At 67.9% G+C, this 14518-nt stretch carries 12 protein-coding genes; 11 read left to right on the top strand and 1 reads right to left on the bottom strand.

Annotation, left to right across the window (positions count from 1 at the left end; all coding sequences use genetic code 11):
* The first annotated feature begins 110 nt into the window (after positions 1 to 110).
* Complete coding sequence (locus WI26_RS10480; RefSeq protein ID WP_069225891.1) at positions 111 to 863, top strand: 4'-phosphopantetheinyl transferase family protein; 753 nt, start codon at positions 111 to 113, stop codon at positions 861 to 863.
* Positions 864 to 884: 21 nt separating this feature from the next.
* Here the strand turns inward: WI26_RS10480 and WI26_RS10475 are convergent, their stop codons facing one another.
* Positions 885 to 1805, bottom strand: a complete 921-nt coding sequence (locus tag WI26_RS10475; protein ID WP_069225890.1) for a glutamate/aspartate ABC transporter substrate-binding protein — start codon at positions 1803 to 1805, stop codon at positions 885 to 887.
* Positions 1806 to 2029: 224 nt separating this feature from the next.
* Here WI26_RS10475 and hutH point away from each other — a divergent pair, with 224 nt between their 5' ends.
* The 10 genes from hutH (at position 2030) to WI26_RS10425 (ending at position 14433) form a co-directional block, all read left to right on the top strand.
* Positions 2030 to 3553, top strand: coding sequence for a histidine ammonia-lyase (gene hutH / locus WI26_RS10470; protein ID WP_059467791.1), 1524 nt, complete (start codon positions 2030 to 2032; stop codon positions 3551 to 3553).
* A gap of 4 nt (positions 3554 to 3557) precedes the next feature.
* The gene (gene hutC, locus WI26_RS10465) at positions 3558 to 4253 is read left to right on the top strand and encodes a histidine utilization repressor (protein WP_044847652.1); all 696 of its coding nucleotides are present in this window, start codon (positions 3558 to 3560) and stop codon (positions 4251 to 4253) included.
* 39 nt (positions 4254 to 4292) lie between these two features.
* On the top strand, positions 4293 to 5981 hold the full coding sequence (hutU, locus tag WI26_RS10460) for a urocanate hydratase (protein WP_059467790.1): 1689 nt from the start codon (positions 4293 to 4295) through the stop codon (positions 5979 to 5981).
* A gap of 2 nt (positions 5982 to 5983) precedes the next feature.
* Positions 5984 to 6622 carry a HutD family protein gene (locus WI26_RS10455; protein ID WP_069225889.1) on the top strand — a complete coding sequence of 213 codons (639 nt, stop codon included), beginning with the start codon at positions 5984 to 5986 and terminating at the stop codon, positions 6620 to 6622.
* A 4-nt stretch (positions 6623 to 6626) separates the two neighbouring features.
* Entirely contained in the window at positions 6627 to 7850 is a 1224-nt protein-coding gene (hutI, locus tag WI26_RS10450; RefSeq protein ID WP_059511328.1) for an imidazolonepropionase, read from the top strand.
* Between the two features lie 18 nt (positions 7851 to 7868).
* Positions 7869 to 9245: a formimidoylglutamate deiminase gene (locus WI26_RS10445; RefSeq protein ID WP_069225888.1), complete on the top strand. Its 1377-nt coding sequence runs from the start codon at positions 7869 to 7871 to the stop codon at positions 9243 to 9245.
* Between the two features lie 58 nt (positions 9246 to 9303).
* Positions 9304 to 10101, top strand: a complete 798-nt coding sequence (gene hutG / locus WI26_RS10440) for an N-formylglutamate deformylase (RefSeq protein ID WP_059540996.1) — start codon at positions 9304 to 9306, stop codon at positions 10099 to 10101.
* Between the two features lie 730 nt (positions 10102 to 10831).
* A complete protein-coding gene (locus WI26_RS10435; RefSeq protein ID WP_069226400.1) occupies positions 10832 to 11638 on the top strand; it encodes a gamma-glutamyl-gamma-aminobutyrate hydrolase family protein in 807 nt (268 codons plus the stop codon).
* 12 nt (positions 11639 to 11650) lie between these two features.
* Complete coding sequence (locus tag WI26_RS10430; protein WP_059511331.1) at positions 11651 to 12988, top strand: glutamine synthetase family protein; 1338 nt, start codon at positions 11651 to 11653, stop codon at positions 12986 to 12988.
* A gap of 38 nt (positions 12989 to 13026) precedes the next feature.
* Positions 13027 to 14433: an aspartate aminotransferase family protein gene (locus WI26_RS10425; RefSeq protein ID WP_069225887.1), complete on the top strand. Its 1407-nt coding sequence runs from the start codon at positions 13027 to 13029 to the stop codon at positions 14431 to 14433.
* Positions 14434 to 14518 lie beyond the last annotated feature (85 nt).

The following is a 14518-nucleotide window of genomic DNA, read 5'->3' as shown; positions in this document are numbered from 1 at the left end:
GGCCGCGCCGGTTGCCGCTGCCGACGAATCGACGCCGCGCCCCGTGTCGGTCTCCGCGCCGCGCGATCGATTAACATCGGACGTTTCATTCGACTGGCTGTCCCTTGCCGATGTCCATTCCGCCCGATTCCGCGATTTCCACCGATCTGTCCCGAGCGTGGCAGACGCATCCGCTCGACGTGCCGACTGCCGCGTCGCGTGCCGGCGTGCACGTCGCGCGCATCGATTTCGACTGGCACGTGCCGCTCGCATCGCCCGCCTATGCGGCACTGAGCGACACCGAGCGCGCGCGTGCCGGGCGCTACCTGCGGCACGAGGATGCGGTGCGCAGCGCCGCGACGCGCGCCGCGCTGCGCGATGTGCTCGGCGCGGCGCTCGACGTGGCGCCGAAGGACATCGTGATCGTCGTCGACGAAGCGGGGCGGCCGTCGCTCGACGCCGCGCATCGCGCACCGCTCGATTTCAACGTGTCGCATGCGGGCGATCACGCGCTGATCGCATGGACGCCTGCAGGCCGTGTCGGCGTCGATATCGAAAGCTGCAATCGATCCACCGACTGGCGTGCGCTGACGCGCGAAGTATGCGCGAGCGCCGAGGCCGCGTATCTCGAGAGCCTGCCGCTCGCCGCGCGTGCCGATGCGTTCATGCGCATCTGGTCCGCGAAGGAGGCGTTGCTGAAGGCGCTCGGCACCGGCATCGTCGGCGGGCTGCGCGCGTTCGCGGTCGTGCCGCCGCGCGGTGCCGAAACGCCCGCGACGACGATCGTCGAGCCGGCCGCGCCCGCGGCCGGCGTGGCTGCGTTCGACGCGGGCTGGCTCGACGCGGCGCCCGGCTACGCCGCATGCGTCGCGTGGACGCGCTGAACCCGCTGCGCCGCGCGACGCTCACTCGAGCGGCACGTCGTTCGGCGCCGCGTAGCGCGCCTTGATCACGTCGCTCATCGGGAAGTCGAACGCGAGCCCTTTCGGCGGCACCGGCTTCATGAACCACTTGTCGTACAGCGCGTTGATCTCGCCGCTCTTCATCAACTGCACGAGCACGCCGTCGACGAGCGCCTTGAACTGCGGATCGTCCTTGCGCAGCATGAACCCGTACGCTTCCGACGATTGCGGCGTGCCGACGATCGTCCAGTCGGCCGGCTTCGCCGCGAGCTGGCGCACGCCGGCGAGCAGCACGTCGTCCATCATGTAGGCGGCCGCGCGGCCCGATTCGAGCGTGAGGCGTCCTTCGCCGTAGTCCTTCGCGCTGATGATCTGCATGTTCATCTTCTTCTCCTCGTTCATCTTGCGCAGCAGGCGTTCGGACGTCGTGCCCTGGTTCGTCACGACCGTCTTGCCGGCGAGATCGGGGAAGTCGCGGATGCCCGAGCTCGTGCGCGTGAGCAGGCGCGTCGTCGCGACGAAGAAGGTGGTCGAGAACGCGACCTGCGCGTGACGCGCGGCGAGATTGGTGGTCACCCCGCATTCGAGATCGACCGTGCCGTTCTGCACCAGCGGAATGCGGTTTTGCGACGTAACCGGGATGAAGCGCACGTGCAGGTCCGGCTTGCCGGTGCGCGCCTTCACGGCGGCGATCACGCGGTCGCACAGATCCTGCGAGAAGCCGATCACCTTGCCGTTCGCGTCGACGTAGGAGAACGGCACCGACGTCTCGCGATGGCCGATCGAGATCAGGCCGCCTTGCCGGATTTTCTCGAGCGTGCCGGACAGCGGTTCCGCGGCGAGCGACGCGCCGCACGCGAGCGTGCACGCGGCGACGAGCAGGCTGCGGCCGAGGAGGGCGGTCAACCGGTGCGGGATGGTCATGGCGGGTCTCCGTGACGGATCGTGGGAAGTGTTGATTCGTATGTTGCCAAAAACAAAATAATTGCAACATGTGTTAACTACGAGGTCTGTCGGGCCGGCCCCGCGGCCTACGCCGGACATCAGGGAAACTCCCAAGTCGAAATCGTGAAAAACGGGGTTGTCTAGACAAGTTGCGATGGCTACACTGCAATCCATCCCGAACTTGTCTAGACAGGATTGCTCACATGATTACGTTGACCCCCGGCCACCTGACCCTCCCGCAACTGCGCAAGATCGCTCGCGAATCCGTGCAGCTCAAGCTCGACCCGGCGAGCTTCGCAAAGATCGACGCAGGCGCGAAGGCCGTCGCCGACATCGCGGCGAAGGGCGAGCCGGCATACGGCATCAACACGGGCTTCGGCCGCCTGGCCAGCACGCACATCCCGCACGACCAACTGGAGCTGCTGCAGAAGAACCTGGTGCTGTCGCACGCAGTCGGCGTCGGCGAGCCGATGGCGCGCTCGTCGGTGCGCCTGCTGATGGCGCTGAAGCTGTCGAGCCTCGGCCGCGGCCACTCGGGCATCCGCCGCGAGGTGATGGACGCGCTGATCACGCTGTTCAACGCCGACGTGCTGCCGCTGATCCCGGTGAAGGGCTCGGTCGGCGCATCGGGCGACCTTGCGCCGCTCGCGCACATGTCGGCGGTGCTGCTGGGCGTCGGTGAAGTGTTCATCCGCGGCGAGCGCGCCAGCGCGCTCGACGGCCTGCGCGTCGCGGGCCTCGCGCCGCTCACGCTGCAGGCGAAGGAAGGCCTCGCGCTGCTGAACGGCACGCAAGCGTCGACGGCGCTGGCGCTCGACAACATGTTCGCGATCGAAGACCTGTACCGCACCGCGCTCGTCGCGGGCGCGCTGTCCGTCGATGCGGCAGCCGGTTCGGTGAAGCCGTTCGATGCCCGCATCCATGAACTGCGCGGCCACCAGGGCCAGATCGATGCGGCCGCGTCGTACCGCGAGCTGCTCGAAGGTTCGCCGATCAACCAGTCGCACCGCGACTGCGACAAGGTGCAGGATCCGTACAGCCTGCGCTGCCAGCCGCAGGTGATGGGCGCGTGCCTGGACCAGATGCGCCACGCGGCCGACGTGCTGCTGGTCGAAGCGAACGCGGTGTCGGACAACCCGCTGATCTTCCCGGATACCGGCGAAGTGCTGTCGGGCGGCAACTTCCACGCGGAACCCGTCGCGTTCGCGGCCGACAACCTCGCGCTCGCCGCATCGGAAATCGGCGCGCTGGCCGAGCGCCGCATCGCACTGCTGATCGACGCGACGCTGTCGGGCCTGCCCCCGTTCCTCGTGAAGGACGGCGGCGTGAATTCGGGCTTCATGATTGCGCACGTGACGGCGGCCGCGCTCGCATCGGAAAACAAGACGCTTGCTCACCCGGCGTCGGTCGACTCGCTGCCGACCTCGGCGAACCAGGAAGACCACGTGTCGATGGCGACGTTCGCCGCGCGCAAGCTCGCCGACATCGCCGACAACACGAAGCACATCCTCGCGATCGAACTGCTGGCCGCCGCCCAGGGCGTCGACCTGCGCGCGCCGCACCACACGAGCCCGAAGCTCGCGCCGGTGATGGAAACGATCCGCAGCAAGGTCGCGCACTACGAACTCGACCACTACTTCGCCCCGGACATCGCGGTGATCGCGAAGCTCGTCGGCGAGCGTGCGTTCGCGAAGGTCGCGCCGTTCTCGTTCGCGTCGGAACAGTAAGCCCATGAGCGCGCCGGTCTACCAGGAGATCAAGGATTTCATCCTGGGCCGCATTCACGCCGGCGAGTGGGCGGAGGGCGACCAGGTGCCCTCCGAGAACGAACTGGCCCGCGAGTTCAAGGTCGCGCGCATGACCGTCAACCGCGCGTTGCGCGAGTTGACGGCCGAGCAGGTGCTCACGCGCATGAAAGGCGCCGGCACCTACGTCGCGCGGCCGAAGTACGAGTCGACGCTCGTCGCGATCCGCAGCATCTCGGAGGAGGTCGACGCGCGCGGGCATGCGTACCGCGCCAGCGTGCTCGGCCTCGAGACGATCCGCGCCGACGAGGCGCTCGCCGACGAAATGCAGATGGCCGTGCGCGCGAAGCTGTTTTATTCGCAGGTGTTGCACTTCGAGAACGACGAACCCGTCCAGCTCGAAGAACGGTGGGTGAATCCGGCGGTCGCGCCGGATTATGCCGAGCAGGATTTCACGAACACGACGCCGAACCTGTACCTGATGCGCGCGGCACCGCTGCAGCGCGTCGAGTACCGGATCGAAGCGGCGGCCCCGGCGCCCGAGCGGCGCGAGCAGCTGCGGATGGACGACGTCGAGCCGTGTCTGGTTTTACATCGGCGCACCTGGTCGCAGGGCGTCGTCGCCTCGGTGGCGAATTTGTGGCACCCCGGCAGCCGTTATCGCTTCACCGGGCATTTCTGATTCCTATTTGATATTCACTTTCCTTCGGGAGCAGCCGTCATGAACCATCCGAAACATATCGATCCTCGTCTCGATCCGACGCGCACGATCCGTGCGCCGCGCGGCAGCGAGAAGGTCTGCAAGACCTGGCTGGCCGAAGCCGCCTACCGGATGATCCAGAACAACCTGGATCCGGAAGTCGCCGAGCATCCGCACGCGCTCGTCGTGTACGGCGGCATCGGCCGCGCGGCGCGCAACTGGGAATGCTACGACCAGATCCTCGCGTCGCTGAAGGATCTCGAGGAGAACGAAACGCTGCTGATCCAGTCGGGCAAGCCGGTCGGTGTGTTCCGCACGCACAAGGATGCGCCGCGCGTGCTGCTCGCGAACTCGAACCTGGTGCCGCACTGGGCGACCTGGGATCACTTCCACGAGCTCGATCGCAAGGGCCTGATGATGTATGGCCAGATGACGGCCGGCAGCTGGATCTACATCGGCAGCCAGGGCATCGTGCAGGGCACGTATGAAACGTTCTTCTCGGTTGCGAACCAGCACTTCAACGGCGACCCGTCGGGCCGCTGGATCCTGACCGGCGGCCTGGGCGGCATGGGCGGCGCGCAGCCGCTGGCGGCGACGATGGCCGGCTTCTCGATGATCGCGGTCGAATGCGACGAGACGCGCATCGACTTCCGCCTGAAGACGCGCTACGTCGACAAGAAGGCGACGACGCTCGACGAAGCGCTCGGCATGATCGAGGAAGCGAAGCGCACCGGCAAGCCGGTGTCGGTCGGCCTGCTCGGCAACGCTGCCGACGTGTTCGCGGAACTCGTCCAGCGCGGCATCACGCCGGACTGCGTGACCGACCAGACGAGCGCGCACGACCCGATCAACGGCTACCTGCCGCAGGGCTGGACCGTCGCGCAATGGCGCGAAGCGCAGAAGGTCGACCCGCAAAGCATCGTGAAGGTCGCGAAGCAGTCGATGGCCGTCCAGGTGCGCGCGATGCTCACGCTGCAGGAACGCGGCGCGGCCACGCTCGATTACGGCAACAACATCCGCCAGATGGCGCTGGAGATGGGCGTCGAGAACGCATTCGACTTCCCGGGCTTCGTGCCGGCCTATATCCGCCCGCTGTTCTGCGAAGGCAAGGGCCCGTTCCGCTGGGTCGCGCTGTCGGGCGATCCGGAAGACATCTACAAGACCGACCAGAAGGTGAAGGAGCTGATCCCCGACGATCCGCACCTGCACAACTGGCTCGACATGGCGCGCGAGCGCATCGCGTTCCAGGGCTTGCCCGCACGGATCTGCTGGGTCGGCGTGAAGGATCGCTATCGCCTTGGCCAGGCGTTCAACGAGATGGTGAAGAACGGCGAACTGAAGGCCCCGATCGTGATCGGCCGCGACCACCTCGACACCGGTTCGGTCGCAAGCCCGAACCGCGAGACGGAATCGATGAAGGACGGCTCGGACGCCGTGAGCGACTGGCCGCTGCTGAACGCGCTGCTGAACACCGCAGGCGGCGCATCGTGGGTGTCGCTGCATCACGGTGGCGGCGTCGGGATGGGCTTCTCGCAGCACTCGGGTGTCGTGATCGTCGCCGACGGTACCGCCGATGCGCACGAGCGTCTCGGTCGCGTGCTGCTGAACGATCCGGCGACGGGCGTGATGCGCCATGCGGATGCCGGCTACGAACTCGCGCAGCAGACGGCCCGCGAAGCCGGCCTGAAGCTGCCGATGCTCGGCCGCTGAGCATGACGGCGCTCGACCAGGCGCCGGTGCATGCAACGATGATCCGCGCCTCGGATCTCGTTGCGTCGCCGTGGAAGAACGGCGGTGGCGTGACACGCGAAATCGCGGCATTCATCCCCGAAGGGGCTGCCGCCGCGGCGCCGTCGGGCGGCGCGCTCGATGCGTTCGCATGGCGCGTGAGCGTCGCGGACGTCGGCGCGCCCGGCCCGTTCTCGCGTTTCGACGGCGTCGACCGCACGCTCGTGCTGCTGTCCGGCGCGGGCATGACGCTCGTGGAGGCGGGCGGCGCGCGCCATGTGCTCGATACGCGGCTCGCCCGTGCGGATTTCGCCGGCGAAACGGCGATCGACGCGACGCTGCATGACGGCGCGACGCGCGACTTCAACCTGATGACGCGCCGTTCGGCCGCGCGCGGGACGGTCGACGTGTGGCCCGAAGGCACGCACCGTGTCGAGCGCGCCGATACCGTGCTGCTGTTCTGTGCGACGGGCGCCGTCGGCATCGAGATCGACGGCGCGCACTATGCACTGCAGGAAATGGACACGCTGCGGCTCGACGGGCCGCAGCGTGCGTTTGACGTCGTCGTGAGCGGAGGCGGCGCGCTGCTCGCCGTGTCGCTCGCCGTCGGCGAACGAGACTGAACGCATGAAACCGATTGTCTGGCATCACCTGAGGCTGTGTCCGCACGGCCACCCCGACGAAACGATCGACGACGCGGCGATCGCCGTCGACGAAACCGGCACGATCGTGTGGCTCGGCGCGTTTTCCGCGCTGCCGCACGGTTATGCGCACTGGCACCGGGAAGACCTGCACGGCGCGTGGGTGACGCCGGGCCTTGTCGACTGCCATACGCACCTCGTGTACGGCGGCACGCGCGCCGACGAGTTCGCGCAGCGCCTCGCCGGCGTCAGTTACGAGGAGATCGCGCGGCAGGGCGGCGGGATCGTGTCGACGGTGCGCGCGACGCGCGCGGCAGACGAGACGGCGCTGTTCGTGCAGGCGGCCGCACGCCTGCAGCCGCTGCTCGCCGAAGGCGTGAGCGCGATCGAAATCAAGTCGGGCTACGGGCTCGACCTCGCGACCGAGCGCAAGATGCTGCGCGTCGCGCGCCAGCTCGGCGAGCGCTTCCCGGTCACGGTCTACACCACGTTCCTCGGCGCGCACGCGCTGCCGCCGGAATACGCGGGCCGCGCGGACGAATACATCGATGAAGTGTGCGGACGGATGCTGCCGGCACTCGCCGACGAAGGCCTCGTCGACGCGGTCGACGTGTTCTGCGAGCGCATCGGCTTCTCGCTCGCGCAGACCGAGCGCGTGTTCGAAGCCGCGACGCGGCGCGGCCTGCCGGTGAAGCTGCACGCGGAGCAATTGTCGAACGCCGGCGGTACCGCGCTTGCTGCACGTTATCGCGCGCTGTCCGCCGACCACCTCGAATTTCTCGACGAAGCCGGCATCGAGGCGATGAAGGCGGCCGGCACGGTCGCCGTGCTGCTGCCCGGCGCGTATTACTTCATTCGCGAAACGCAATTGCCGCCGATCGAGCTGCTGCGCAAGCACGGCGTGCCGATCGCGCTCGCGACCGATCACAATCCAGGCACGTCGCCGCTCGAATCGTTGCTGCTGACGATGAACATGGGCTGCACGCTGTTCCGCATGACGGTGCCCGAGGTGCTGCAGGGCGTGACGCGCCATGCGGCCGCGGCACTCGGCCGCGCGGATCGTCACGGCGCGCTCGAGATCGGTCGCCAGGCCGATTTCGCGGTCTGGTCGGTCGGCTCGCTGTCGGAGCTCGCTTACTGGATCGGCCGGCCGCTGTGCGAGCAGGTCGTGCGGGGCGGTACGACGGTGTTTCGCCGGATGAACGGCTAGTAACAGACGAGACTCACGATGACCGAAATGACGCTGTTCGCGGACCATGCCCGGCTGCCCGATGGCTGGCGCCGCAACGTGCTGCTGCGCTGGGACGCGGCCGGCACGCTGACCGACGTGACGCCCGACGCCGACGCGCCGACCGGCGTCGCCCGCGCGGCGGGGCCCGTGCTGCCCGGCATGCCGAACCTGCATTCGCACGCGTTCCAGCGCGCGATGGCCGGGCTCACCGAATACCGCGCGAATCCTGCCGACAGCTTCTGGAGCTGGCGCGACCTGATGTACCGCTTCGCGCTGAAGATCACGCCCGACGCGCTCGCGGCGATCGCGCGGTGGCTGTACGTCGAGATGCTGAAGTGCGGCTACACGTCGGTGTGCGAATTCCACTACGTGCATCATGCGCAGGACGGCTCGCGCTATCCGCAGATCGCGGAACTCGGCACGCGCGTGATCGACGCGGCCCGCTCGGCGGGCATCGGCATCACGATGCTGCCCGTGTCATACCAGTTCGCCGGCTTTGGCAACAAGCCGCCGCGCGACGACCAGCGCCGCTTCATCAACACGCCGGACGGCCTGCTCGAACTGCTCGACGCGATGCGCCGCGTCGCGCCCGAGCACGGCGGCTTGCGCTACGGCGTCGCGCCGCACTCGCTGCGCGCGGTGTCCGAGAACGGATTGCGCGTGCTGCTCGACGGCCTGCCCGACGACGCGCCCGTGCATATCCATATCGCCGAACAGACTGCCGAGGTCGACGATTGCGTGCGGGCTTACGGTGCGCGTCCCGTGCAATGGTTGCTCGATCGCTTTGACGTCGATGCGCGCTGGTGCTTCGTGCACGCGACGCACGTCGATGCGGCCGAAACGGCCGCGCTCGCGAAGCGGCGGGCGGTGGCCGGCCTGTGCCTGACCACCGAGGCGAATCTCGGCGACGGCGTGTTCCCGGCCGTCGACTATCTCGCGCAGGGCGGCGTGATCGGCGTCGGCTCGGACAGCCATGCGTCGGTCGACTGGCGCTCGGAACTGCGCCTGCTCGAATACGGGCAGCGGCTCCTGCATCGCGCGCGCAACGTGCTCGCGAGCGACACGCAGACTCGTGTCGCCGACCGGCTGTTCGACGCGTCGCTCGCGGGCGGCGCGCAGGCCAGCGGTCGGCGCATCGGCGCGCTGCGTGAAGGCTGCCGCGCCGACTGGCTCGTGCTCGATCCCGATCATCCGGCGATTGCCGAACACGACAGCACGGCGTGGCTGTCGGGCGCGGTGTTCGCCGAGCACGGCGACACGCCGGTGCTCGACGTCTACACCGGCGGCGAACGCGTCGTGAGCGGCCGCCGCCATCGCGACGAAGCCGCCGCGTATGCCGACTACCGCGCCGCACTGGCGCAACTGCTGCGCTGAACGCGCGGCACCCGGCGCGCCGCGTGCGCGCGCCGGCAGACTCTTACGGTGATGCGACATGACTGAACAACCAGCTGTTTTCACGCTGAAGCAGGGCACGCTGCCGCTGCTGATCTCGATTCCGCACGCAGGCACCCACATTCCCGACGACATCGCGGCCACGATGACGCCCGACGCGCGCTTCGTCGACGATTGCGACTGGCACCTGGAGCGGCTGTACGGTTTCGCGGCGACGCTCGGCGCGTCGATCCTCGTGCCGTCGCACGCGCGTTACGTCGTCGATCTGAACCGTCCGCCCGACAACGAGAACCTGTACCCGGGGCAGGACACGACCGGGCTCGTGCCGGTCGACACGTTCGACAAGGCGCCGCTGTATCCGGCGAACGCGTTGCCCGGCAACGACGAGATCATGCGCCGCCGCGACCGCTACTGGCGCCCGTATCACGACGCACTGCAAGGCGAGATCGCGCGGCTGAAGCGCGAGCACGGCCGCGTGCTCGTGTGGGAAGCGCATTCGATCCGCTCGCACGTGCCGCGCTTCTTCGAAGGCCGCCTGCCGGACTTCAACTTCGGCACGTCGAGCGGCGCGAGCGCGGCGCCCGGCCTCGCCGAGGCGCTGGCTGAATGCGTGATCGCGCACGGCGGCTATACGGCCGTCGCGAACGGGCGTTTCAAGGGCGGCTACATCACGCGTCACTACGGCGTGCCCGCCACCGGCGTCGAAGCCGTGCAGCTCGAGCTGTCGCAGATTACCTACATGGAAGAGACGCGCCCGTATGCGTACGACGAAGCGCGCGCCGCCCGGATCGTGCCGCTGCTGCAGACGCTCGTCGAAACCGCGCTCGCGCATCGCTGAGCCGCCGGCGCGCGCTGCGTGCGTGCGGCGGCGCGGCGCCACCCGGCCCCCCGGCCCGCGAGCCGGCAACGCACGCGCCGACGCAGCGCACAAAAACGGCATCGACCGCCCGGGTCGATGCCGTTTTTTCGTCCGATCGAATGTCGGGATCGATTCCTGAAAATTTGACGCAATTTTTAGGTGATATAAGCTGAATGTCAGGAAGTCGTCACGCGCGCCGGCCGCGACGGCGTCGATCAGCGCCGCACCGCGCCGGAATCCGATGCGTGGCATCTTGCCGACGTGTCGCCGTGCGGCGTTGCCGCCTCCGTTTCATCGCGACACGTGTCCTGCCTTCATCAGTCAGTCGAGTACGATCGTGAAAGCCGCCAGCCCTTCGATATGCCGGACCCGAAGTCCGTCGGCGGGCGCGCCGCCTCAGGCCGGGCCGATCCGGCATGCTGATCGCGGCACGCGCGCCGCCCTCATACGCGAGCCCCGTCTCTTCGCTGTGCCCCATTGCGGCCTGCGCCGCTTCAACGTCGTGACCGCGCACGTGTTCAGCGCGGTGCAGTGCGACGGCAGCGCTTCATTGTTGCCCTAGCGTCCATTTCCGCTTTCGCATCGGGTCGCAATGCCCGTTGCCGCGCCGTTCGCGCGGCAGGATCGCGCACGCGCGCATGCGGCGCGGCCGCGCATTGCCATCGTCCCGCGCGTACGCACGCGTCGCACGTTCATCGTGGAGGCGATCATGCGACCGCGCCCGCTCGTAGCCGTCACAGCCGACCGTGTCATGCGCGGCGCCCATCCGAACCACACGGCCGGCGAGAAGTATCTCGTCGCGCTGGTCGACGGTGCCGGCGCGCTCGCCTTCGTGCTGCCCGCGCTGGGCGCGCGCCAGCCGGTCGACGCGATCGTCGCGTCCATCGACGGGCTGCTGCTGACCGGCAGCTATTCGAACGTCGAGCCGCATCACTACGGCGGCCCGGCGAGCGTGCCCGACACGCTGCACGATCCCGCGCGCGATGCGACCGCGCTGCCGCTGATCCGCGCGGCGATCGACGCGGGCGTGCCCGTGCTCGCGATCTGCCGCGGCATGCAGGAGCTGAACGTCGCATATGGCGGCACGCTGCATCAACGGCTGCATGCGAGTGCGGGTTTCCACGATCATCGCGAGCGCGACGGCGATCCGCTCGAGCGGCAATACGGCCCCGCGCATCGCGTGCAGCTTGCGCCGGGCGGCCTGTTGCAACGGGTCGCGCGCGGCGCGCACGACGCGATGGTCAATTCGCTGCACGACCAGGGCATCGCTCGGCTCGGTGCGGGGCTCGCGGTCGAAGCGAGCGCGCCCGACGGGCTGGTCGAAGCCGTCAGCGTGCGCGGCGCGCGCGCATTCGCGCTCGGCGTGCAGTGGCATCCCGAATGGCGCTACGCGGAACAGCCGCTGTCGCGCGACATCTTCGCGGCATTCGGCGCGGCGTGCCGCGCGCGCATGACACACCGCATTCATGCGGCCGGCGGCCCCATGCCGTCGCTGCCCGCATCCGATATCGACTGAACGAGGCCGATCATGCAACCCGAACTGAGCGAATTCCTGAGGCAGCACCGCATCACCGAAGTCGAGGCGATCATTCCCGACATGGCCGGCATCGCGCGCGGCAAGATCATTCCGCGCAACAAATTCGAGTCCGGCGAATCGATGCGCCTGCCGCAGGCCGTGATGGTGCAGACCGTCACCGGCGACTATCCGGAGGACGGCTCGCTGACCGGCGTGACCGACCCCGACATGGTGTGCGTGCCCGATCCGTCGACGATCTGCCTGATTCCGTGGGCCGTCGATCCGACCGCGCAGGTGATTCACGATTGCGTGCATTTCGACGGCTCGCCCGTCGAGATCTCGCCGCGCTACGTGCTGCGCCGCGTGCTCGACCTGTACAAGGCGAAGGGCTGGAAGCCGGTCGTCGCGCCGGAGCTCGAGTTCTATCTGGTCGACATGAACGCCGATCCCGATCTGCCGTTGCGCCCGCCGGTCGGGCGCACGGGCCGCGCGGAGACGGGTCGCCAGTCGTATTCGATCGAGGCCGTCAACGAGTTCGATCCGCTGTTCGAGGACATCTACGAATACTGCGAAATGCAGGGCCTCGACATCGAGACGCTGATCCACGAAGTCGGCGCCGCGCAGATGGAAATCAACTTCGTGCACGGCGACGCGCTGTCGCTTGCCGACCAGGTGTTCCTGTTCAAGCGCACGGTGCGCGAGGCGGCGTTGCGCCACAACATGTACGCGACGTTCATGGCCAAGCCGATGGAAAACGAGCCGGGCTCCGCGATGCATATCCACCAGAGCCTGGCCGATGCGCGCACCGGCCACAACCTGTTCGCCGACGAGGGCGGCGTCGTGTCGCCGATGTTCCACAGCTATCTCGCGGGGCTGCAGAAATACACGCCCGCGTTGATGCCGATCTTCGCGCCGTACATCAACTCGTACCGTCGGCTGTCGCGCTTCATGGCCGCGCCGATCAACGTGCAATGGGGCTACGACAACCGCACGGTCGGCTTTCGCATCCCGCAGTCGACGCCGGTCGCGCGGCGCATCGAGAACCGGATTCCGGGCGTCGACTGCAATCCGTACCTCGCATTCGCAGCGACGCTCGCGGCAGGGTATCTCGGGCTTACGCAGCAGCTTGCGCCGACCGAGCCGATCGCGTCCGACGGCTACGACCTGCCGTACCAGCTGCCGCGCAATCTCGAGGAGGGCATCTCGCTGATGGCCGCGTGCACGCCGCTGGCCGGCATTCTCGGCGACAAGTTCGTGAAGGCGTACCTGGCGCTGAAGGAAACCGAATACGAAGCGTTCTTCCGCGTGATCAGCTCGTGGGAACGTCGTCATCTGCTGCTGCACGTGTAAGTGCGCGCGCAACCGCATCACGGAAATACGGAGGCAACATGACAGAACGAAGCGAAGCCGCACCGCGCACGACGCAGGCACGCTCGAGTGCCGAATACCGCGCGCTCGACGCCGCGCACCACATCCACCCGTTCTCCGACATGGGTGCGCTCAATCGCGCGGGCAGCCGCGTGATCGTGAAAGCCGACGGCGTCTACCTGTGGGACTCCGACGGCAACAAGGTCATCGACGGGATGGCCGGCCTCTGGTGCGTGAACGTCGGCTACGGCCGCAAGGAGCTCGCCGATGCCGCATATCGCCAGATCCAGGAACTGCCGTTCTACAACACGTTCTTCAAGACCACGCACCCGCCGGTGATCGAACTGTCAGCGATGCTCGCCGAAGTCACGCCGGCCGGCTTCAACCACTTCTTCTATTGCAACAGCGGCTCGGAAGGCAACGACACGGTGCTGCGTCTCGTGCATCAGTACTGGCGCGTGCAGGGCAAGCCGCAGAAGAAGTATGTGATCTCGCGCAAGAACGGCTATCACGGTTCGACGATCGCCGGCGGCACGCTCGGCGGGATGGGCTACATGCACGAGCAGATGCCGTCGAAGGTCGAGCACATCGTGCACATCGACCAGCCGTACTTCTTCGGCGAAGCGCAAGCCGGCGAGACGCCCGAGGCGTTCGGCCTCGCGCGCGCGCAGCAGCTCGAGGCGAAGATTCTCGAACTCGGCGCGGAGAACGTTGCCGCGTTCATCGGCGAGCCGTTCCAGGGCGCGGGCGGCGTGATTTTCCCGCCGTCGACGTACTGGCCGGAAATCCAGCGGATCTGCCGCAAGTACGACATCCTGCTGGTGGCCGACGAAGTGATCGGCGGCTTCGGCCGCACCGGCGAATGGTTCGCGCATCAGCACTTCGGCTTCGAGCCGGACCTCATCACGATGGCCAAGGGCCTGACGTCGGGCTACGTGCCGATGGGCGCGGTGGGCATCCACGAGCGCATCGCGCGCCCGATCATCGACAACGGCGAATTCAATCACGGCCTCACGTACTCGGGCCATCCGGTCGCGGCGGCGGTGGCGGTCGCGAACCTGAAGCTGCTGCGCGACGAAGGAATCGTCGAGCGCGTGAAGCGTGACATCGGGCCGTATTTCCAGCGTCGGCTGCGCGAAGCGCTCGGCGATCATCCGATCGTCGGCGAGATCGCGGGGGCGGGGCTGGTCGCGGGCGTCCAGCTCGCGCGTGATCGCGAGCGGCGGGAACGGTTCGATGGCAGCGTCGATATCGGCACGATCTGCCGCGACTTCTGCTTCAACGGCAACCTGATCATGCGTGCGACCGGCGACCGGATGCTGTTGTCGCCGCCGCTCGTGATCCGGGAGGCGGAGGTCGACGAGATCGTCGACAAGGCGAAGCGCGCGTTCGATGCGACGGCGGAGCGTGTGGGGCGGACGGGATAGCCGGTCGTTGCGATGCGTCGACTGCAGGTGGTCCACACGTCGTTGCCCGACGAACTTGTTCGCGAGCGCAAGGAAGCGCGCAGGG

The organism is Burkholderia diffusa (assembly GCF_001718315.1).
Classification (GTDB): Bacteria; Pseudomonadota; Gammaproteobacteria; order Burkholderiales; family Burkholderiaceae; genus Burkholderia; species Burkholderia diffusa_B.
Note: the sequence above shows the minus strand (reverse complement) of the source record. Positions and strands in the feature narration are given on the sequence as shown.